This is a genomic window from Streptomyces antioxidans (assembly GCF_000968685.2).
In the GTDB taxonomy this organism is placed as follows: domain Bacteria; phylum Actinomycetota; class Actinomycetes; order Streptomycetales; family Streptomycetaceae; genus Streptomyces; species Streptomyces antioxidans.
Genome location: NZ_LAKD02000001.1, coordinates 121,481 through 142,038 on the forward strand (window position 1 = coordinate 121,481; position 20,558 = coordinate 142,038).

Here is a 20,558-nt window from a genome sequence, read left to right on the forward strand (position 1 = left end):
CCACCGGGGTGGGGAAGCCGACTCCTCCCCCACGGGAGCAGTTGTGACCGCGATCACGCAACGTTCGCGCAACGTCGCTACCGGCCGCACGGAGGCGCGTACGAGAGCCGGGAGAGGTATTCGTCCCATTTCTCCGTCGTCAGCACGCCCCGCGTCATCGAGCAGATGCGACGCTTCGCCGCGTCCACGTCCAGGCTCCACAGCCGGACCGTGTCCGCGCCGCTGGACACCCCGAGCATCCGGCTGTGGGGGCTGAACGAGAGGAAATTGCCGGTCTTGGCGTTGGGGCTCAGCGACCGGCCGATGGACGTGGCCTTGGACGGGACGGTGACGTCCCACAGCCGGACCGTGTTGTCGTTGCCGCCGCTCGCGAGCGTGCCGCCGTCCTGGCTGAAGGTCAGCGAGACGATCGCGTCGGTGTGGCCGGTGAGCGGGGAGCGCAGCCGGGTCGCCCCGCGGGGGTCGGTGACGTCCCACAGCCGGACCGTGGTGTCGTCGCTGCCGCTGGCCAGCGTATGGCCGTCCGGGCTGAAGACGAGCGCGTTGACGGGGCCGAGGTGGCCCGTGACCCGCCCGCCCCGCGGGGTGGCGTGGCGCGGGTCGGCCACCTTCCACAGCCGGATGGTGTTGTCCGCGCTGCCGCTGGCCAGCGTGCGGCCGTCCGGGCTGAAGACGAGGGTGTTGACGTAGCCGCGGTGGCCGGTGAGCGGCTTGCCGAGCGGCCGGACCCGCGACGGGTCGCTGACGTTCCACAGCTGGATGGTGTTGTCGTTGTACGCGGTCGCCATCGTGCGCCCGTCCGGGGTGAAGGCCAGCGCGCCCGCGAACCGGGTCCGCAGCGGTACGGGCGGCCGGTACGGTACGGGCCGGGTCGGCTCGGTGACGTTCCACAGCCGCACCTGGCGGTCTCCGGTCATCATCGCGAGGGTGCGGCCGTCCGGGGTGAACGTCAGCTCCCGCACCGAGCCCTCCCCGGGGTCGAACGGCTTGCCCAGCGGCACCGGCCGGTCGGGGTCGTCGACGTTCCACAGCCGGACCTTCTCGTCGCGCCCCGCCGTGGCGAGCACCCGCCCGTCCGGGCGGAACACCCCGATCCGGCCGACCATGTCCGACGTCGGGATCGACCACAGCCGGACCGTGTTGTCGCCGGTCCCGGTGGCGAGGGTCCGGCCGTCGGGGCTGAAGCCCAGGGAGTACATCTCGCCGCTGCTGCCCGCTAGCGGCTCGCCGACCTGCGACGGATACGCCGGATCGCTGACGTTCCACAGGCTCGCCGTACTGTCCTGGCTGGCGGCGGCGAGCATCGATCCGTCCGGGCTGAACGACACCGACCATATGGGCCCGGTGTGGCCGGTGAGCGGTGAGCCCAGCGGCTCCGCGTGACGTGGCGCGCGGACGTCCCACAGCCGGACGGTGTTGTCCCCGCTGCCGCTGGCGAGGGTCCGGCCGTCCGGGCTGAACGCCACGGAGTGGATCAGGTCCTTGTGGCCGGTCAGCACCTCGCCGATCCGCTGTGGACGGCGCGGATCGGCCATGTTCCACAGCCTGATCGAGCCATCGTCGCCCCCGGCCGCCAGCGTCCGCCCGTCGGGGCTGAACGCCACGGAGCGCACGGCGGCGCTGTGGCCGGTCAGCGCGCCGATCGCCTTCGGCCGGTCCGGGTGCCGCATCTCCCACAGGCGCACCACGCGATCCTCCGTGGCGGTGGCCAGCGTGCGCCCGTCCGGGCTGAAGGCGAGCAGATAGATCGTGCCGTCGTGGTGGGAGAGGGGCCCGGCGAGCGGGCGCGGACGGCGGGGGTCGGTGACGTCCCACAGCCGGATCGTGCCGTCGTCGCCCGCGCTGGCCAGGGTGCGGCCGTCCGGGCTGAAGACCGCGCTGCTCACCCAGCTCGTATGGCCGGTGAGGGGCTTGCCCAGCGGTTTGGGTCGGGTCCGGTCCCGCACGTCCCACAGCCGGACGGTCCGGTCGTAGCTGGCGGTGGCCAGCACCCGCCCGTTCGGGCTGAACGAGGTGAGGTAGACGGCGCCGGTGTGGCCGTGCAGCGGCGTGGCCAGCGGCGCGTTCACCACCGACAGCAGCCGGTTCCTGGTGGCCTCGTCGTGCGGCCGCAGGTCGTGTGCCACCAGGGCGAGCTGGGCGGACAGCGACGGATCCGTGTTCTGGAAGCGGTCGGCCTCGGTGACCACCTGCTCGAACACCGCGTCGTCCCGCTGCTGCCACGCGACCACCGCCGTCCCCGCCGCCAGCAACGCCAGCACGACCAGAGCCGACACCGCGCCCCGGCGGAGCCACACCGTGCGCCTGCGCAGCCGGACCGAAGCGGCCAGGAACTCCACCGCGCTACGGGTCAGATAGGTGCCGCCCGCGGTCTTCGCCCAGGTGTGGGCCTGCTCCAGCCGGGAGCCCCGGTAGAGCAGGGACGGGTCGCGGTTCGAGCCCTCCCAGGACCTGCCGTCCTCCTCCAGCCGCTGGCGCACCAGATGGTCGTTGCGGTCCTCGTCGATCCAGTCGCGCAGCCGCGGCCAGGCGTGGAGCAGCGCCTCATGGGTGATCTCCACGGTCTCGGAGTCGAGGGTCACCAGGCGGGCGCGGACCAGCGTTTCGAGCGATTCCTCCGTCTTGTCCGGGTCCGTCGACTCCCTCGCCAGCTGGTGCCGGGTCCCCCGCCTGCGGGTGGCCTGGGTGTCCTCGCCCAGCCTGACCAGCCGGAGGAGCAGCAGCCTCGCGGCCGTACGGGCCTCGGAGTCCAGGCTGGACCAGGCCCGCTCGGCGGTCGCCGCCACCGCCCCCTGGATGCCGCCCGCCGCGCGGAAACCGGCCAGTGTCAGCCGTCCGCCCTTGCGCCGCTGCCAGGTGGCGAGCAGGGCGTGGGAGAGGAGCGGCAGTACGCCCGCGTCATGCGTTCCGCGCGGGCCGTCGGCGCTCACCTCCCGGACGATCAGCTCCGCGAGCCCCGGTTCGAGCTCCAGGCCCACGGCCCTGGCCGGGCCGGTCACCGCCTCGCGCAACTCGGCGGTGGTCAGCGGCCCGAGCACCATGTGCCGGTGCTGGAGCGCGTCGGCCAGTTCGGGGTAGCCCAGGCAGAGCTCGTAGAAGTCGGCGCGGATGCCGAGCACGATCAGTACGGGGGGCGGCTCACCGGGGCCCGCGGGGGTGCAGGCCGCGTGGAGGAGCTGGATGAACGTACGCCGGTCGGCCTCGCCGGTGCCGAGGGTGAACGCCTCCTCGAACTGGTCCATGATCACGACGGGGCGGGCGTCGGAGGACGACATCTCGCGGTCCGCCCAGGCGGCCACGGCTTCCCGGACGGCGTCCGCGTCCGGTTCCGGCTGCGGTTCGTCCGGTTCCGGTTCGTCGGCTTCCGGGTCCTCCGGCGTGGGGATGACCCGCGCGAGTTCGGGGATGTGGCGGGTCAGCTCCGCGAGCGGGTCGGCGCCCGGGACGAGTTGCAGTACGTCCCTCGTCCGGCCGTCCCCGTCGCCGTCGCCCGGCGCCCCGGTGCGCAGCGCGGGTACCAGCCCGGCGTTCAGCAGCGAGGACTTCCCCGCCCCCGAAGCGCCCACCAGCACGACCAGGCCGCCCGTCTTCTCCGCCGCGTGCAGCTGGGCGACCAGGGCGTCCGTGCTCCGCTCCCGGCCGAAGAACCACCGGGCGTCCTGTCGGCGGTACGAGGCCAGGCCCCGGTACGGGCATACGCCGCCGGGGACCGCCGGGTCCTCGGACGGGGGCCCTTCCTCCTCCTCCGCCGCCGGGGCGGGACGGTCGCCGACCGGATCGGCCACCGCGCGCTCCCACAGCCGCTGCCAGCGGGCCATGTCGTACAGGCCCGGGGACACCGGCACGGGTCGTGAGCGCCGTGCGTCGGGTATCAGGACGTGCAGGACGGCCGCGAGGGCGGGGAACTGGGCCGGGACGTTCTTCGCCCGCCGCCAGTCGCTGATCCGCTGGGCGGAGACCCGTACGGGACGCCCCCGCTCATCGGTCCGCTGGAGTCGGACGACCGCCTCGGCCACGCTCTTGAGGGGAGGGTTACCGGCCTCCCTGTACAGCAGCGCGAGGCGTTCCGCGAAGGCTATGCGTGCCCCCGAGTCGGAACTCAAGGTCTCCACTCCTTACTTCCCCCGCGCTGGACATCCGGACCGGAAAACTCACTTTATATGGCTGACCAGCGCAGAAACCGGCGATGTGATACCGGAACCTCCTCGGTGGGAGGCGCAACTGGCAGGATCATGCCGCGATAGCGCATCCACCACGAGTCGTCCAGCCAGGCCATCAGCTCAGCGCACGGAGAGACAACCCATGGCACCGCATGTTCTCTGTCAGCTTCCGCCGCGGTCACGAGACGGTGGCCAGGGGCGCGTCGCAGCCGCAGTCGTATGAGCCCCGGAGATCCGTGAAGCCGGTCCCATCGAGGACGGCGGTCGCATCGCATCGACCACGGATCCGGCCCCCTGATCCGCACCGGTACGGCGCGGATCGGCACCGCTCCAGCGTTCGGCACCGGTCCCCACGAGGGGAGGGACCGGCGCCGGACGTTGTGGCGGTTCTGTCGTCTCCTACATCAGCTGTTACGTCAGCCGAGCGGTGTGTGTCACCGGGGCGCGGCGGGCCAGTCGTCGGGGCCGCCGCCGTTCCATTCGATCAGCTCGGGGTCGTCGAGGGGCGCGCCCTCTTCCGTCACACCCGCGCGGTGCAGGAGCCGCCGGAGCTCGTCCGGGCTCACCACCACTCCGACGTCGGCGCCGTCGATCAGCACACGGCGGCGGCCGTCCAGCGGTTCGTCCACCACGACGCGGGGCGGGGCCGGGGTCTTGTCCTCCATAGGACCAGGCTCGCCGCTCACGGCGCCGACCGCACCTCGGGCGGGACGCGCCGGCGGGGCCGTGGCCGGCGCGCGGGGGCCCGGGACCGCACACCGGTCCCGGGCCCTCTGTCACGCGGTTCGTAGCGGTCGCGCCGGTCAGCCGCAGTTGCCGCCGCACTGGCACGGGCCGCCGGACTGACAGCCGCAGCCGCAGCCCGAGCCGCAGCCGCACGCGCCGACGGGATGGGCCGGAGCGGGTTCGGGCGTGGAGAGGTCCACCATGCGTCTCCTCCTCGGGAGGGGGTCACATCACCTGCCGCTCATGGTGCCGACGACCCGGCGGCCGAGCGCAGGGGCGCGCGTACGGCGCTTTGATGCACACCGTCGCAGACGCTCACGCCCCGTAGCCGCTCCCGCCCCCCTCGATGGTCACGCCCGGTAGCGGTTCACGCCCCCTCGACGTCCCCCTGCTGGGATATCTCGTCGGCGTGCTCGCCGGTGACCAGGTAGACCACGCGCTTGGCGACCGAGACCGCGTGGTCCGCGAACCGCTCGTAGTAGCGGCCCAGCAGCGTGACGTCCACGGCCGTCTCGATGCCGTGCTTCCAGCGGTCGTCCATCAGGTGCTGGAAGAGGGCGCGGTGCAGCAGGTCCATCGCGTCGTCGTCCTGCTCCAGCTGGAGCGCGAGGTCGACGTCCTTGGTGATGATGACCTCGGCGGCCTTCGCCATCAGCCGCTGGGCGAGCTGACCCATCTCCAGGATCGTGGCGTGCAGGTCGTGCGGCACGGCCGAGTCCGGGAAGCGGAGCCGGGCCAGCTTGGCGACGTGCTGCGCGAGGTCGCCGGAGCGCTCCAGGTCGGCGCTCATCCGCAGGCTGGTCACCACGATCCGCAGATCGGTGGCGACCGGCTGCTGCCGGGCGAGCAGGGCTATCGCCCGTCCCTCCAGTTCCCGCTGCAGATCATCGACCTTCTCGTCGGCGGCGATGACGCTCTCGGCGAGCTTGAGGTCCGCGTCGAGAATGGCAGTGGTGGCACGGCCGATGGCCGAACCGACGAGCCGGGCCATATCGACCAGGCCGTCCCCGATCGAATCAAGCTCCTCGTGGTACGCGTCCCGCATCACTGACCTCTTTCGCTGACTCTCGGTGACGATCTTTGACAGGCTCTGACAGGTTTCCTGTTTCCTGGCAGTTCTCCGTGGCTCTTGCCCCGGGGCCCCACACTTCCACGCTCCGGCCGGAACGCGTCCGCTTCCGGCCTCCGGCGTTAATCACACCTGATGGCCAGGTGAACTCTCGGCAACGCGGCCCCGGCCGCCCCGTGTGGCCCCCGCTCGACGAAACGTCCGGAGTGAACCGATACCGACTCCTCGGTGAACTCTCGGCAACGTCTGACCGAGGGGATCGTCACGGGGCTGTGGAGGGGTCTCGGCGCCCGCATAACCTGGACGCATGAACGTGAACGCGGCGATCGCCGCAGTGGCGGCGCTCGCCGGGTTGTGCACCGGCGTCATCGCCATGCTGGCGTTCCGCTGGAGCGAGCGCGAACAGGCGAAGCCTACGCGCTCCTCGCTGCACACCGATGCCGCGTTGCCGCCCGGAGTGGACACCGTGCTGTCGGTCCTGCGTTCCTCGGCCGTCGTCCTCGACGAGGCGGACGCCGTCGTCAAGGCGAGCTCGGCCGCGTACGCGCTGGGCCTGGTGCGCGGCGGCAAGCTGGCCGTCGAGCCGATGCTGGCGATGGCCCGCGACACCCGGCGGGACGGCGAGATCCGGCAGATCGAGCTCGATCTGCCGCGCCGCGGCACCGGCCGGGGCGGCGACGCGCTCGCGGTCTCCGCCAGGGTGGCCCCGCTGGGCTCCCGGCTGGTCCTGCTGCTCGTGGAGGACCTCACCGAGGCCCGCCGGATCGAGGCCGTGCGGCGCGACTTCGTCGCCAACGTCAGCCATGAGCTCAAGACCCCGGTCGGCGCGCTGTCCCTGCTGTCCGAGGCCGTGATGGACGCGTCCGACGACCCGGAGGCGGTCTCCCGCTTCGCCGGGCGGATGCAGGTCGAGGCCACCCGCCTGACCAGCCTGGTCCAGGAGCTCATCGACCTCTCCCGGGTGCAGAACGACGACCCGCTGGAGGACGCCGAACCGGTCCGGGTGGACGAGCTCGTCGCCGAGGCCATCGACCGGTGCCGTCACCAGGCGGGCACCAAACAGATCACGATGGCCACGGGCGGCACCGCAGATCTGCACGTCTGGGGCAACCGCGGCCAGCTGGCCGCCGCGCTCGGCAACCTCGTCGAGAACGCGGTCAACTACAGCCCGGCCCGTACCCGCGTCGGCATCGCCGCCCGCCGCATCCCCGCGACCGGCGGGGACCTGATCGAGATCGCCGTGACCGACCAGGGCATAGGCATCTCCGAGAAGGACCGCGAGCGGATCTTCGAGCGCTTCTACCGGGTCGACCCGGCGCGCTCGCGGCAGACCGGCGGGACCGGGCTCGGGCTCGCCATCGTCAAGCATGTGGCCGCCTCGCACGGCGGGGAGGTCACCGTGTGGAGCGCCGAGGGACAGGGCTCCACCTTCACCCTGAGACTCCCGGAAGCCGGTGCGGCGCGGGACCGGGACCGCTCGCGGAGCCAGCCGCGCGAGTCGAGCGAGTCGTACGACACCGGAGACCTCGATGGCGAGGACCACGGCCGGGCGTACGAGGCCTTCACCAATGAACCACTCTCAGCCCCGGAGGTCCTTCCGTGACCCGAGTTCTGGTCGTCGAGGACGAGGAATCGTTCAGCGACGCGCTGTCGTACATGCTTCGCAAGGAGGGATTCGAGGTCGCGATCGCGGCGACGGGCCCCGAAGGGCTCGATGAGTTCGAGCGGAACGGCGCCGACCTGGTGCTCCTCGACCTGATGCTGCCGGGCCTGCCCGGTACGGAGGTCTGCCGCCAGCTGCGCGGCCGGTCCAATGTCCCGGTGATCATGGTGACCGCCAAGGACAGCGAGATCGACAAGGTGGTCGGCCTGGAAATAGGTGCCGATGACTATGTGACCAAGCCCTTCTCCTCGCGCGAGCTGGTCGCCCGGATCAGAGCCGTGATGCGCCGCCGCGGTGAGCCGGAGGAGGTCACCCCGGCCGCGCTGGAGGCCGGACCGGTCCGGATGGACGTCGACCGGCACGTGGTCACGGTCGGTGGCGGCAAGGTGGACCTCCCGCTGAAGGAGTTCGACCTGCTGGAGATGTTGCTCCGCAACGCGGGCCGGGTGCTGACCCGTATGCAGCTGATCGACCGCGTCTGGGGCGCGGACTACGTGGGCGACACCAAGACCCTCGACGTCCACGTCAAGCGCCTCCGCGCCAAGATCGAGCCGGACCCGGGCGCGCCCCGGTACTTGGTGACGGTGCGGGGTCTGGGCTACAAGTTCGAGCCGTAAAGCCGGGCCTGAGCCCCGGACCGCCGGGACGGAGTCCGGCCCAGCGTCCCGAAGCCTGTGAGGCCCGCCAGGGCCGAGCGGTGCGAGGGGCGCACGCGGAGGGGGCTCGAGCCGGACCCGGGTGCGCCTCGGTATCTGGTGACGGTGCGGGGTCTGGGCTACAAGTTCGAGCCGTAAAGCCGGGCCTGAGCCCCGGACCGCCGGGACGGAGTCCGGCCCAGCGTCCCGAAGCCTGTGAGGCCCGCCAGGGCCGAGCGGTACGAGGGGCGCACGCGGAGGGGGCTCGAGCCGGACCCGGGTGCGCCTCGGTATCTGGTGACGGTGCGGGGTCTGGGCTACAAGTTCGAGCCGTAGAGCGACCGGCTGGTCGAGCCGTAATGCGATCGGCTTGGTCGAGCCGTGGGCAAGCGGCTCATGCGCGAGGGCGGCCCTGGACCTCCAGGGCCGCCCTCGCGCATGTCTGGGTGGGGGGGGGAGGCTCAGTGACCGCCGCCGTTCGGGTTGGGCTCGCCGGAGGCGATGCCGTTCGGGGCGCCGCCGCTCTCCTCGCCGCCGGGCTGGCCGCTCGCCGTGCCGGACGGGGTGCCACTGGGCGTGCCACTGGCGGCGCCGCTCGGCGTACCGCTGGGCTTGCCATTGGGCGTACCACTCGGCTTGCCGCTGGGTGTCGCCGAGCCCGACGGCTTGGCGGTCGGCAGCTCGGACGGGCCCCAGCCCTTGAAGTAGCTCTTCGCGGGGACCACGAACGCGGTGATCGGGATGTTGCCGGTCGAGCTGAGGTCGAAGACGACCCGCTGCGCGTTGCCGTCCCGGATGGCCTCGCGCCCGTCGCTGATCACGGCGGAGGCGTTGCCCTCGCCGCCGAAGGCCACCGAGCCGCCGTGCGGGACCACGACCGGGCCCTTCTCGCCCTTGGCCGGGGACACCTTCACCCGGGTCTTGGTGCCGGGGAGGGTGATGGCCTTGACGGTCTGGTCGTTCTTGCCGTTGTTGAAGAGCCGGCCGGTGATGACGGCCGGGCCCTCGGCCGTGCGGTCCGGCTGCGTCACCACGGTGGCGTTCTGGATCTTGATGTCCCCGACGGACGTCGCGGCGTTGTCGGGCTTGACCTCCAGTGTCTGCGCGTCGTTCCCGGCTCCGCAGGCGGAGAGCGGGGCGACCGAAACCACGATGGCGGCTGCGGCGAGTGCGCCGCGTCGAAGGCTGCTGCTCACGGCGGCGGCATCTCCTAGGACGAGGTAAAGGTTGGATCAGCGCGCTTAGATTACCGATCCGCCCTCTTCGGCCCGCACCCGACCCGCCCCAAGGCGCTCGGCCCCGGGGCGGCACGCCCGTACGCTGCCGGTTCCGGTGCGGTCGCGGCTTGGGTCCGGCCCGGGTCCGGTGTGGTCCCGGCTCGGTCGGGGCTCGGTCCCGGGGCGCTTCCCTGGTGCGTTACGCATCCGTACGGCGCCGTCCCGAAGTCCCGAATATCAGCTTGACCGGCCGCGCGGGAGATTATCGGTAAGGAATCCATGCATGTCCGAGAATTGATCACAGACTTGATCCGCGGTACGTGATCAACCCCGTGACCAACTCTGTGATCAATTCGCGAATCGCGGCCGGATCGCCCACTCCTGATCCGAACGGAGTAGCGGAAGTCCATCGACTGGACTCCGGCAAAACGGGACGTACGACCACTCGTCCGGGCTTCTTCCGATGCGTAACGGGCGGGTTTCAGGGTGCCCGGACAGCCGCTCCGACCTGCGAATACCCGGTTCCGCGGGCCTTGTGCAGCACGTTCCTGCCGCACTTGTCAAGCCCCGAGATATGCCCTGACCTGCGGAAACGCCATTCAGAAGAAGGCGTTCCCGTGTTACCCTGGATAGCCACGGAAGGGGTACCTGTCACATGACGTTCAAGGTTGGCGACACCGTGGTCTATCCCCATCACGGGGCCGCGCTGATCGAGGCCATCGAAACTCGCCAGATCAAAGGCGTGGACAAGACCTACTTGGTGCTGAAGGTCGCCCAGGGTGACCTGACGGTTCGTGTGCCGGCGGACAATGCGGAGTTCGTCGGTGTGCGTGATGTGGTTGGCCAGGACGGGCTGGACCGGGTCTTCGAGGTGCTGCGTGCACCGTATGCGGAAGAGCCGACGAACTGGTCCCGTCGCTACAAGGCAAATCTCGAGAAGCTCGCCTCCGGCGATGTGATCAAGGTTGCCGAGGTCGTGCGTGACCTGTGGCGCCGAGAGCGTGAGCGTGGACTCTCCGCCGGTGAGAAGCGCATGCTCGCCAAGGCCCGCCAGATCCTGGTGAGCGAGCTCGCCCTCGCAGAGAGCACCAACGAGGACAAGGCCGAGGCCCTGCTTGACGAGGTTCTCGCGTCCTGACAAATCAATGCCGTGGTGCCCGAGTGACCCAGACGTGAATTCCCGCTGAATCGTCTGTCGCCGGGCGCTGCGGCATGTGTACGTGCCGGACGCCTTGATCCCCGTTGACCTGCGTTGATCCCCGTTGACCTGCGCTAATCTGCCGGGTGATCTTGGAACCCCACCGACGCGAGCCCAGAGCCCCCGGATGCGCCACCGCGCATCCGGGGACGCGATGTTCAGGTGTGCCGGGCCCGGGCAGCTGGCTCGACCAGTCGTCACGGAAGGGGCCGGTCGGGGCATCGCGCCCGGCACGCTGTGGCCATACCCATTTCGGCTGAGGAAGCAAACCTGAACGCCAACTCAATGTCCGCAACACCGGATGAGGGCGGCTCCGGCGCGTCCGGGCGAACCGCCCGTACCGCCCGTACCGCCGCCGTGATCCCCGCCGCGGGCCGCGGAGTGCGGCTGGGCCCGGGCGCCCCCAAGGCGCTGCGTCCGCTGAGCGGTACGCCCATGCTCGTCCACGCCGTACGGGCGATGGCCGGATCCCGCTCCGTCTCCCTCGTCGTCGTGGTCGCCCCGCCGGACGGCGCCGACGAGGTGCGGCGGCTGCTGGACGCGTATCCGCTGAGCGGCAGCCTCGGCGACACCACCGAGGTGGTCGTCGTGCCCGGTGGCGAGACCCGCCAGGAGTCGGTACGCAAGGGGCTGGCCGCCGTCCCGGAGACCGTCACCACCGTGCTGGTGCACGACGCGGCCCGGCCGCTGGTGCCCGTGGACACGGTGGACGCGGTCGTCGCCGCCGTACGGGACGGGGCGCCCGCCGTCGTCCCGGCGCTGCCGCTGACCGACACAGTGAAGCGGGTCGAGCCGCGCACCGGGGAGCGGGCCGGTGAGCCCGAACCGGTCGTCGGCACCCCCGAGCGCGCCCTGCTGCGCGCCGTCCAGACCCCGCAGGGCTTCGACCGCGCCACGCTGGTGACCGCCCACGAGCAGATCGCCATGGAGGGCGAGGGCGCCACGGACGACGCGGGCATGGTGGAGCGGCTCGGCGTGGAGGTCGTGGTCGTCCCCGGCCACGAGGAGGCGTTCAAGGTGACCCGGCCGCTGGATCTGGTGCTGGCCGAGGCGGTCCTGGCCCGCAGGAGGGCGAACGATGGCTTCTGATGACGCGGCGATGCTCCCCCTGGTGGGCATCGGCACCGATGTGCACGCCTTCGAGAAGGGGCGTGAGCTGTGGTGCGCGGGGCTGCTGTGGGAGGGCGAGGAGTACGGACTCGCCGGGCACTCCGATGGCGATGTGGCCGCGCACGCCGCCTGTGACGCGCTGTTCTCCGCCGCCGGGCTCGGCGATCTCGGCGCCCACTTCGGCACCGACCGCCCCGAGTGGTCCGGCGCGGCCGGTACCACGCTGCTCGCCGAGGCCGCCCGGATCGTCCGGGACGCGGGCTTCGAGATCGGCAACGTGGCGATCCAGGTGATCGGCGTACGGCCGAAGATCGGCAAACGGCGCGATGCGGCGACGAAGGCGCTGACGGCGGCCGTGGCCGCCCCCGTCTCGGTGTCCGGTACGACTACGGACGGGCTGGGCCTGACCGGTCGGGCGGAAGGGCTCGCGGCGATCGCGACGGCCCTGGTGTTCCGGCGGTAGCGGCGACGGCGGTGAGGGTGACGGCGGCGGGTGCGCGGATGCGTCCCGGGTGTCACCCGCGTCCCGAGTGTCACGCTTCTGTGTCCCCGTGGGGGAACGGGCACGGGGCACCGTTCACTTCCCACTACCCTTGATGCGTGACTATTCGCCTGTACGACACCAGCGCCCGGCAGATCCGTGACTTCATCCCGCTCGCGCCGGGCTGCGTCTCGATCTACCTGTGTGGCGCGACCGTGCAGGCCGCCCCCCATATCGGGCACATCAGGTCGGGGCTGAACTTCGACATCATGCGCCGCTGGTTCGCCCACCGCGGCTACGACGTGACGTTCATCCGCAATGTCACGGACATCGACGACAAGATCATCGCGAAGTCGGCGGAGCAGAAGCGCCCTTGGTGGGCGATCGGCTACGAGAACGAGCGCGCCTTCAACCAGGCGTACGACGTCCTCGGCTGCCTGCCCGTGACCTATGAGCCGCGGGCGACCGGTCATATCCCCGAGATGATCGAGATGATGCGGGAGCTGATCGACCGGGGTCATGCGTATGCCGCCCAGGGCAATGTCTACTTCGATGTGCGCTCGTTCCCCGAGTATCTGCGGCTCTCCAACCAGGATCTGGACGGGCTGCGCCAGCCCTCGGGCGAGGGCGAGACCGGCAAGCGCGACCCGCGCGATTTCGCCATGTGGAAGGCGGCGAAGCCGGGGGAGCCCAGCTGGGAGACCCCGTGGGGGCGCGGCCGTCCGGGCTGGCACCTGGAGTGCTCGGCGATGGCGCACAAGTACCTCGGGCGCGCCTTCGACATCCACGGCGGCGGCGTCGACCTGATCTTTCCCCACCATGAGAACGAGATCGCGCAGGCCAAGGCGTTCGGCGATGACTTCGCCGCCTACTGGGCGCACAACGCCTGGGTGACCATGAGCGGCGAGAAGATGAGCAAGTCGCTCGGCAACTCGGTGCTGGTCTCCGAGATGGTCAAGCGCTGGCGTCCGATCGTGCTCCGCTACTACCTGGGCACCCCGCACTACCGCTCGATGATCGAGTACAGCGAGGAGGCCCTGCGCGAGGCCGAGTCGGCGTTCGCGCGGATCGAGGGCTTCATCCAGCGCGTGGTGGAGAAGGCCGGGAGCGTGGAGCCCGCCGCCGAGGTGCCGCCCGCGTTCGCCGAGGCGATGGACGACGACCTCGGGGTGCCGCAGGCGCTCGCGGTCGTCCACACCACCGTCCGCCAGGGGAACTCCGCCCTGACCGCCGACGACAAGGAGGCGGCGGTCGCCCGGCTCGCCGAGGTGCGGGCCATGCTGGGCGTGCTGGGCCTCGATCCGCTCGATGAGCACTGGGCGGGCGGTTCGGACCGGGGTGAGGATCTGCACGGCGTGGTCGATTCCCTCGTCCGGCTGGTCCTGGAGCAGCGGCAGGCCGCGCGGGCCCGTAAGGACTACGCGACGGCGGACGCGATCCGCGATCAGCTGCAGCAGTCGGGTCTGGTGATCGAGGACACCCCGTCCGGGCCGCGCTGGGAGCTGGGCACTCGCTGACCTCGCTGTTTGTGCCGCCCGCTGGGTCGGGCGGCACACTTGTGACCGTACATACGACCGTACGACCGTGGACGCGTGTGCGTATGCGTGTACGTGCGTATGCGTGTGACGTTCGACGTTTTCCGTTGCCGTTTGCCGAGCAGCGCTGAGCAGTGAAGAGACAGGTGACATTCATGGCCGGCAACAGCCAGCGCAGGAACCGCCGTACCAGCAATAAGAAGGGCGCGACGGTCGGCAGCGGCGGTAAGCGGCGCCGCGCCCTCGAGGGCAAGGGGCCCACCCCGCCCGCCGAGATGCGCAAGGGACACGTCAAGCAGCGGATGGCCAACGCCCGCACCCGCCAGGCCGCCAAGCGCCCCGTACCGCGGCGCGGCGGCAAGGGTTCGAACGAGCTGGTGGTGGGCCGTAACCCGGTGGTCGAGGCGCTGCGCGAGGGCGTTCCTGCGAACACGCTGTATGTGCAGCAGTTCATCGACAGCGACGACCGGGTGCGCGAGGCGCTGAAGGTCGCGGCCGACCGCGGCGGCGTCCACCTCATGGAGGCGCCCAAGGCCGAGCTGGACCGGATGACGAACGGGCTGAACCACCAGGGCCTGGTGCTCCAGGTGCCGCCGTACGAATACGCCCACCCCGAGGACCTGAGCGCCGCCGCCGTCGACGACGGCGAGGACCCGCTGATCGTCGCCCTCGACGGCGTCACGGATCCGCGCAACCTGGGTGCGGTGGTCCGCTCGGTGTCCGCCTTCGGCGGCCACGGCGTGGTCGTACCGGAGCGGCGCGCGGCCGGGATGACCGCGGGCGCGTGGAAGACCTCCGCGGGCGCCGCCGCCCGCACCCCGGTCGCCCGCGCGACCAACCTCACCCGGACCCTGGAGGCCTACCAGAAGGCGGGCCTGACGGTGGTCGGGCTGGCGGCGGACGGCGATGTCGAGCTGCAGGACCTCGCGGTGCTGGACGGCCCGGTCGTGATCGTCGTCGGCAGCGAGGGCAAGGGGCTGTCGCGGCTGGTGGGCGAGACCTGCGATCTGCGGGTGCGGATTCCGATGCCGGGCGGCGCGGAGTCGCTGAACGCGGGGGTCGCGGCGGGCGTCGTCCTGTACGAGGCGGCACGCCGCCGGGCGTGATCGCTGACGGGAGCGGTACGGCGCTGGGTGTGACGTTGGGCGTGACGTTGGTACGGGCGGTACGGCGCCGGGCGTGACCCGGACCTGACCTGGGACCCGCGTGCCTCGGTCCGTGGCGCTGCCCCCTGGCCGATGATCTTGACGGGCCTCGGACAGATCGGGACGTCCCTGGCAGTGTCTTTCCCGTCCGTCACTCGGTTAGTTGGGCGTGGAGACCAGAAAAGCCCGCATGCCTTCGCCCCTGGCGGGACGCGCGGGGGGATTCGACGACGAACCACAGCTGACCATGGCCAAGGTGCCATGCGATCCGGCGCAGGTCGCCGTCAATGCCCCGAGCTTCCGGGTGCAGCTCAGCGCCCCGGTCGTCAGCAGCGCGCTGACGGACACGGCCCGGCTCGCCCGCGTCCCGGCCCCCGGTCGGCGTCGGCCGCCCGTGGTGTGGAGCGGCCGCACCCGCCCCGGCGGGGACGCCGCGGCGACCCGGCTGCTGCAGGCCGTGCGGTACTCCTCCGAGGGTCTGACCGACAGTCTGTCCGACGGCCTGAACGATGGTTTGGGCCGTCCCCGGCCCGGCGAGGGCGCCGAGGACGTGGGCGCCACGCAGGTGCTGCCGCGGATCGCCTTCGACGACGACACGGCACCCACGGTCATCGGCCCGCGCAACCCCCGTACGGAGTCCGTGCCCCGGTCGTCCGGCGGGCGGCGGCGTCCGGGCGCGGACGGCCCGGAGGCGGGCAGGGCGAGTGCGGTGGCCAGGGCGGCCGGGGTGGAGCGGCGCGGCGCGTCCTCCGGGCGCCCGGGAGCCCTCGACGGCGAGCGGGACGAAGCGCGGGACCAGCGGCGCGGCGCGGTTCCGCGCCCGCGCCGCCACGCCGATTCCGTACGCCACGCGTACTACCCCGGGCGCCGGACGAACCTCGGCGTCGTGCTGCTCCCGCTGCGCATCTTCCTCGGCTTCATCTCCATCTACGGCGGGATGGGCAAGCTCTCCGACCCCGTCTACTTCGACGGCGGTGAGCGCGGTTCGATGGTCACCTGGCTGCGGAGGCTGCACCCCTGGCCGATCGCCGAGCCGCTGCGCGACCTGGCGCTGGCGCATCCGGTGGGCGCCGGGCTGACCGTGGCGTTCCTGCAGATCGTGGTCGGAGTGCTCACCGTGCTCGGGCTGTGGCAGCGGCTGGCCGCCTCGTTCGGCGCGCTGCTGTCCGCCGCGCTGATCGTCACGGTGAGCTGGCGCACGGTGCCGGTCTACGACGCGCCCGACATCATCTACCTCGCCGCCTGGAGCCCGCTGATCATCGCGGGCGCGCCGGTCTACTCGGTGGACGGCCGCCTCGCGGGCGAGGCGTGGCGGCGGCTCGGCCCCCGGGCCGAACTGTGGGAGCTGCGGCGCCGGGTGCTGCGCCGCGGCGGCGTGATGGCGACGGTGATCGCCGGGCTGACGCTGCTGGTGGGCTCGATGCTGGGCGCCGCCGTACGGTCCTCGGAGGTCGTGAAGGCGCCGGAGCCGAGCGATCTGCCGACGAACAACCTCCCCGGCTCACCGCTGCCCAGCAAGCCCGCGGAGAGCCCGCGCGGCGGGTTGCGCGGGACGGTGGGCACGGGCGGGGGCGGCTCGGCGGGCGCTCCGTCGCCGCGCGAGCGGCTGTCGCACCGGCCCGAGCCGTCCGCCTCGGACTCGTCGACGTCCGCGTCCTCGGCCGGGGTGCCGAGCGCGACGGATTCGGCGTCCGGCACCTCTGGCCGCCCCAGCGGCGCGTCCCGGCCCCGCCCGGGCCTGGGGACGACCCCCCGGTCCCCGCGCCACCCGCTCGCCCCGACGGCGCCGGGCGCGTCGTCTCTGGGCGGCGAGGGCGGCCAATCCGCGGGTGGCCCGGAGGGCGGGCCCCCGGAGGACAACACCTCAGGCGACGGCGACCCGGCCGCCGAGGAGGCCGCCCTGGGCGGCCTCTTGGGCTGAGCACCGCCCCCGCACTGGGTCGTCTGCGGCGGGCTGTTCCCCTCCCCGCCCCTTCCCGAAACTGGGGCCCAGCCCCAGCCTCCGGGAGCCCGGGGCGGTGTCCTGCGGGGTCTGGGGTGTGCCTCACGTGGGGTTTGGTGTAGAGCTTTCGCGAGGTGTGGGGTGGAGTTTCGGTGGGGGCTGGTTCCCCTCCCCGCTCCTTTCCGAAACTGGGGCTCAGCCCCAGCCTCCGGGAGCCCGGGGCGGTGTCCTGCGGGGTCTGGGGTGTGCCTCACGTGGGGTTTGGTGTAGAGCTTTCGTGAGGTGTGGGGTGGAGTTTCGGTGGGGGCTGTTCCCCTCCCCGCCCCTTTCCGTTACCGGGGGCTCCGCCCCCGGGCCCCCGGGGTGTGGGGCGGGGTCCCGCGCGGCGTTTGGGGCGAGGCCCTGGCGGGGTCCGAGGTGGGGTCCCGGGCGGGAGCCGGGGCGGTCTCCCTGCGGGGTCTGGGGCGGAGTTCCTGCGGGACCCGGGAGCGGAGGTCTAGGGGGGCTGGGGCGGAGCTCCAGTTTCGGGAAGGGGCGGGGTGGGGGAACAGCCCGCCGCAGGCGACCGCGTTGTGTGGTGCGGGTGCTCAGCCGTGTGGCACGGGCCTCGTGTCGAAGGGGCCGTGCCCGTGGGGCGCGGGGCCCGCGGCCAGTTCCTTGGCGGCTTCGGTCAGGTCCTTGGCCGTGTCGATGGCCCGCCAGTACGCCCCCTGGGGCAGCGGAAAGCCCGCCAGCCGACGTTCCCGCGCCAGGCGCGGGAAGGTGGTGCGCTCGTGGTCGCCCCGGTCGGGCAGCAGCGCGGTGAAGGCGGCGGAGAAGACGTAGACGCCCGCGTTGATGAGGTACGGCGAGGGCGGCGACTCGATGAAGTCCAGGACGTGGCCGAACTCATTGGTCTCCACCGCCCCCCACGGAATGCGCGGCCGCGCGAGCGCGAGCGTGGCGGTGGCGCCGCGCTCGTCGTGGAAGTCCGCCATGTCGCGGAGCGAGAAGCGGGTCCAGATGTCGCCGTTGGTGGCGTACCAGGGCTGCTCGGGCTCGGGGAGCCTGGCGGCGGCGAACTTCAGGCCGCCGCCGCGCCCCAGCGGCTCCTTCTCGACGACGGTCCGCACCCGCAGCGGCAGATCCGCCGCCTCGAGCCAGTCCTGGAGGACGGCGGCGAGGTGGCCGCAGGAGACCACGGCGTCGGTGACGCCTTCGGCGGCCAGCCAGGCCAGTTGGTGGCCGATGATCGGAATCCCGGTGCCCGGGATCTCGACCATCGGCTTGGGGCGGTCGTCGGTGTACGGACGCAGCCGTGAGCCCTGGCCTCCGGCCAGGACGACGGCTTGTGTGGGGCGCGCGGTCTGGTGGTGATGCCCGGGCCTGCGCTCGTCGTCATCGCTCATGAACCGCACCATATGCGGTGCGGGGACCACCGCAGGCGGAGCCGGAGCGGGAGCGAGGGCGGGAAGGGCGGGATCAGCGGTACGCCTGGGTGGTTCCGGACGCGAACGAGGTGTCGCAGACGGGCCGTGCGTACGCCTGGGCGCGGCTCACCCCGCCGTACTTGGCGACCGCGGCGCGCCCGAGCGCCCGGGCGATGGAGGCGCAGTGCTTGGCCAGCGAGGGCCGTTCCGCCGTCGCCACCTGGAGGTGGGTGAGCGCCACGGAGGGGTTCTTCTCCTGGAGCTCGGCGAGCAGCCGGTCGCGCAGCAGCTCGTGCGGGGCCCGGTGGGTGGCACGGGTGGACGCCCGGTCGGCGGAGGCGGTGAGGATCTGCGACTCGGCGCTCGGCGAGGCCCAGGGGACGCGGGTGACCGCGAGGGTGCCGGAGAGGACGAGCACGACGGGGAGGACGAGGGCGAGTGTTCTGCCGATGCGGCGGGCTGCGTGGTTCACGGGGTGGTTCCTCGCGGGTGGGCGGTACGGAGTGGTGGTGGTGCGGACTGGTGGTGCGGCACCGCGGTACGGCACTGCGGTGCGGAACCGACTGCGGTGCGGAACTGCGTACGCGGCGATCGTAGCGAGGAGCGACGATTTGGCGACATTCCGTCACCGGGCCGGGTGATGGAAACCCACTCTTGGCGTTCGGAGAGTTGACGCCCAAGGGCGAAATGCTCGAATTGTCGGGGAATTTATCGACAACGCAACACCGCGACCCGCGATGTGCTCACCCAGCGTTCCCTGCCCACCCAACGCGAAGCCCAGCGCGAACGCGACAGCGCCGCCCGTCCGCCTGGAGCGGACGAGCGGCGCCGTCGGAACGAACGAACTGACGGGCCAGCGGCCTCAGTCGCTGAGCCGCTCCCCGGACGAGGTCGAGAAGACGTGCGTCTCGCCCGGCCGCGGCACGACGTGCAGCTGCGCGCCCTTCTCCGGCACCTGGCGCCCGTTCACGCGGACGACCAGGTCCTTGACCTCGCCGCCGACCTCGGCGGTGCCGTAGACGTAGCCGTCGGCGCCGAGCTCCTCGACGACGTTGACGGTGACGGCGAGACCGGCCGGGGCGTCGTCGGACGCCTTGGTGAGGCCCTGGGCGGCGTCGCCGTTCTGCTCGACCACGTCGAAGTGCTCGGGCCGGACACCCACGGTGACCGTGCGGTCGCCCTTGTCGGACGCGGCGCTCAGCGCCTCACGCGAGACCGGGACGACGCTGTTGCCGAACTTCACGCCGCCGTCGGTGATCGGCACCTCGACCAGGTTCATCGCGGGCGAGCCGATGAAGCCCGCGACGAAGAGGTTGGCGGGGCGGTCGTACATGCTGCGCGGCGAGTCGACCTGCTGCAGCAGCCCGTCCTTGAGCACCGCGACCCGGTCGCCCATGGTCATGGCCTCGACCTGGTCGTGGGTGACGTACACCGTGGTGATGCCCAGCCGCCGCTGCAGGCTGGCGATCTGGGTACGGGTCTGCACGCGCAGCTTGGCGTCCAGGTTGGACAGCGGCTCGTCCATGAGGAACACCTGCGGCTCCCGGACGATCGCCCGGCCCATCGCGACACGCTGCCGCTGACCACCGGAGAGCGCCTTCGGCTTGCGCTCCAGGTACTCGGTGAGGTCGAGGATCTTCGCCGCGTCCTCGACCTTCTGCCGGATCTCGGTCTTGTTGACACCGGCGATCTTGAGCGCGAAGCCCATGTTCTGGGCGACGGACATGTGCGGGTACAGCGCGTAGTTCTGGAACACCATGGCGATGTCCCGGTCCTTCGGCGGCAGGTGGGTGACGTCGCGGTCGCCGATCCGGATGGCCCCGCCGTTGACGTCCTCCAGACCCGCGAGCATCCGCAGGGAGGTCGACTTCCCGCAGCCGGAGGGGCCGACGAGTACGAGGAACTCGCCGTCCTCGATGGAGATGTCGAGCTGGTCGACGGCGGGCTTCTCGGTGCCCGGGTACACCCGGGTCGCCTTGTCGTACGTGACCGTGGCCATGGTGATCTTTCCCTTCACCGGCAGGAACGTGCCGGACGATCCGAGTAAAGGAGGGGTCTAGTCCACCGGAGGTGGATTGGCGTGACGCTATACCGGCGAGGGCGGCCCTGTCTCTAGCCAGGACCAGGGAAATTTTCGAACGGATCACCCCCAAGGAGCCAGGTACACTGCTGGGGACGCCGACTTAGCTCAGCTGGTAGAGCACCGCTCTTGTAAAGCGAAGGTCGTCGGTTCGAACCCGACAGTCGGCTCTGCGCCCGAGCAGCGAA

15 protein-coding genes, 1 tRNA gene and 2 pseudogenes are annotated in these 20,558 nt (G+C 71.8%); 11 read left to right on the forward strand and 7 right to left on the reverse strand.

Annotated features, from left to right (window positions below; genetic code table 11):
• Window positions 1–77 precede the first annotated feature (77 nt).
• From VT50_RS00570 to phoU, 3 genes are all read right to left on the reverse strand, one after another.
• Window positions 78–4,112 (reverse strand): nSTAND1 domain-containing NTPase, encoded by a 4,035-nt coding sequence (locus VT50_RS00570; protein WP_046086513.1) that lies wholly within the window; start codon window positions 4,110–4,112, stop codon window positions 78–80.
• Window positions 4,113–4,594: 482 nt separating this feature from the next.
• The gene (locus VT50_RS00575) at window positions 4,595–4,825 is read right to left on the reverse strand and encodes a hypothetical protein (protein WP_046086512.1); all 231 of its coding nucleotides are present in this window, start codon (window positions 4,823–4,825) and stop codon (window positions 4,595–4,597) included.
• Window positions 4,826–5,253: 428 nt separating this feature from the next.
• Window positions 5,254–5,931, reverse strand: a complete 678-nt coding sequence (phoU, locus tag VT50_RS00580; protein WP_046086511.1) for a phosphate signaling complex protein PhoU — start codon at window positions 5,929–5,931, stop codon at window positions 5,254–5,256.
• 331 nt (window positions 5,932–6,262) lie between these two features.
• Between phoU and phoR the strand changes: the two genes are divergently transcribed.
• From phoR to VT50_RS38190, 4 genes and pseudogenes are all read left to right on the forward strand, one after another.
• Window positions 6,263–7,558, forward strand: coding sequence for a two-component system sensor histidine kinase PhoR (phoR, locus tag VT50_RS00585; protein ID WP_046086510.1), 1,296 nt, complete (start codon window positions 6,263–6,265; stop codon window positions 7,556–7,558).
• On the forward strand, window positions 7,555–8,235 hold the full coding sequence (gene phoP / locus VT50_RS00590; protein ID WP_044573460.1) for a two-component system response regulator PhoP: 681 nt from the start codon (window positions 7,555–7,557) through the stop codon (window positions 8,233–8,235). The genes phoR and phoP overlap by 4 nt, the downstream gene beginning before the upstream one ends.
• A gap of 90 nt (window positions 8,236–8,325) precedes the next feature.
• Window positions 8,326–8,412, forward strand: a pseudogene (locus VT50_RS41540) (DNA-binding response regulator); the annotation flags it as partial.
• 90 nt (window positions 8,413–8,502) lie between these two features.
• Window positions 8,503–8,589: pseudogene (locus tag VT50_RS38190) on the forward strand (DNA-binding response regulator); the annotation flags it as partial.
• Window positions 8,590–8,714: 125 nt separating this feature from the next.
• Here VT50_RS38190 and VT50_RS00595 read toward each other — a convergent pair.
• On the reverse strand, window positions 8,715–9,449 hold the full coding sequence (locus VT50_RS00595) for a hypothetical protein (protein WP_046088486.1): 735 nt from the start codon (window positions 9,447–9,449) through the stop codon (window positions 8,715–8,717).
• Window positions 9,450–10,125: 676 nt separating this feature from the next.
• On the opposite strand from VT50_RS00595, the gene VT50_RS00605 reads away from it, so the two are divergent.
• The 6 genes from VT50_RS00605 (at window position 10,126) to VT50_RS00630 (ending at window position 16,860) form a co-directional block, all read left to right on the forward strand.
• Window positions 10,126–10,608 carry a CarD family transcriptional regulator gene (locus tag VT50_RS00605; protein WP_009716930.1) on the forward strand — a complete coding sequence of 161 codons (483 nt, stop codon included), beginning with the start codon at window positions 10,126–10,128 and terminating at the stop codon, window positions 10,606–10,608.
• A gap of 345 nt (window positions 10,609–10,953) precedes the next feature.
• Window positions 10,954–11,757, forward strand: coding sequence for a 2-C-methyl-D-erythritol 4-phosphate cytidylyltransferase (gene ispD, locus VT50_RS00610; protein WP_046088487.1), 804 nt, complete (start codon window positions 10,954–10,956; stop codon window positions 11,755–11,757).
• Window positions 11,747–12,241, forward strand: coding sequence for a 2-C-methyl-D-erythritol 2,4-cyclodiphosphate synthase (gene ispF / locus VT50_RS00615; protein ID WP_046088488.1), 495 nt, complete (start codon window positions 11,747–11,749; stop codon window positions 12,239–12,241). The genes ispD and ispF overlap by 11 nt, the downstream gene beginning before the upstream one ends.
• A gap of 137 nt (window positions 12,242–12,378) precedes the next feature.
• Window positions 12,379–13,776 (forward strand): cysteine--tRNA ligase, encoded by a 1,398-nt coding sequence (cysS, locus tag VT50_RS00620; protein WP_046088489.1) that lies wholly within the window; start codon window positions 12,379–12,381, stop codon window positions 13,774–13,776.
• A gap of 173 nt (window positions 13,777–13,949) precedes the next feature.
• On the forward strand, window positions 13,950–14,900 hold the full coding sequence (gene rlmB / locus VT50_RS00625) for a 23S rRNA (guanosine(2251)-2'-O)-methyltransferase RlmB (RefSeq protein ID WP_046088490.1): 951 nt from the start codon (window positions 13,950–13,952) through the stop codon (window positions 14,898–14,900).
• Between the two features lie 229 nt (window positions 14,901–15,129).
• Entirely contained in the window at window positions 15,130–16,860 is a 1,731-nt protein-coding gene (locus VT50_RS00630; protein WP_078840860.1) for a DoxX family protein, read from the forward strand.
• 608 nt (window positions 16,861–17,468) lie between these two features.
• On the opposite strand, the gene VT50_RS00635 is transcribed toward VT50_RS00630, so the two are convergent.
• The 3 genes from VT50_RS00635 to VT50_RS00645 all read right to left on the reverse strand — a co-directional run bounded on the left by VT50_RS00635 (window position 17,469) and on the right by VT50_RS00645 (window position 20,289).
• Entirely contained in the window at window positions 17,469–18,269 is an 801-nt protein-coding gene (locus VT50_RS00635; RefSeq protein ID WP_046084521.1) for a nucleotidyltransferase family protein, read from the reverse strand.
• 73 nt (window positions 18,270–18,342) lie between these two features.
• Window positions 18,343–18,762 carry a hypothetical protein gene (locus tag VT50_RS00640; protein WP_046084488.1) on the reverse strand — a complete coding sequence of 140 codons (420 nt, stop codon included), beginning with the start codon at window positions 18,760–18,762 and terminating at the stop codon, window positions 18,343–18,345.
• A 390-nt stretch (window positions 18,763–19,152) separates the two neighbouring features.
• The gene (locus VT50_RS00645; protein ID WP_046084489.1) at window positions 19,153–20,289 is read right to left on the reverse strand and encodes an ABC transporter ATP-binding protein; all 1,137 of its coding nucleotides are present in this window, start codon (window positions 20,287–20,289) and stop codon (window positions 19,153–19,155) included.
• Between the two features lie 178 nt (window positions 20,290–20,467).
• On the opposite strand from VT50_RS00645, the gene VT50_RS00650 reads away from it, so the two are divergent.
• Window positions 20,468–20,540: transfer RNA gene (locus VT50_RS00650), tRNA-Thr, on the forward strand.
• Window positions 20,541–20,558 lie beyond the last annotated feature (18 nt).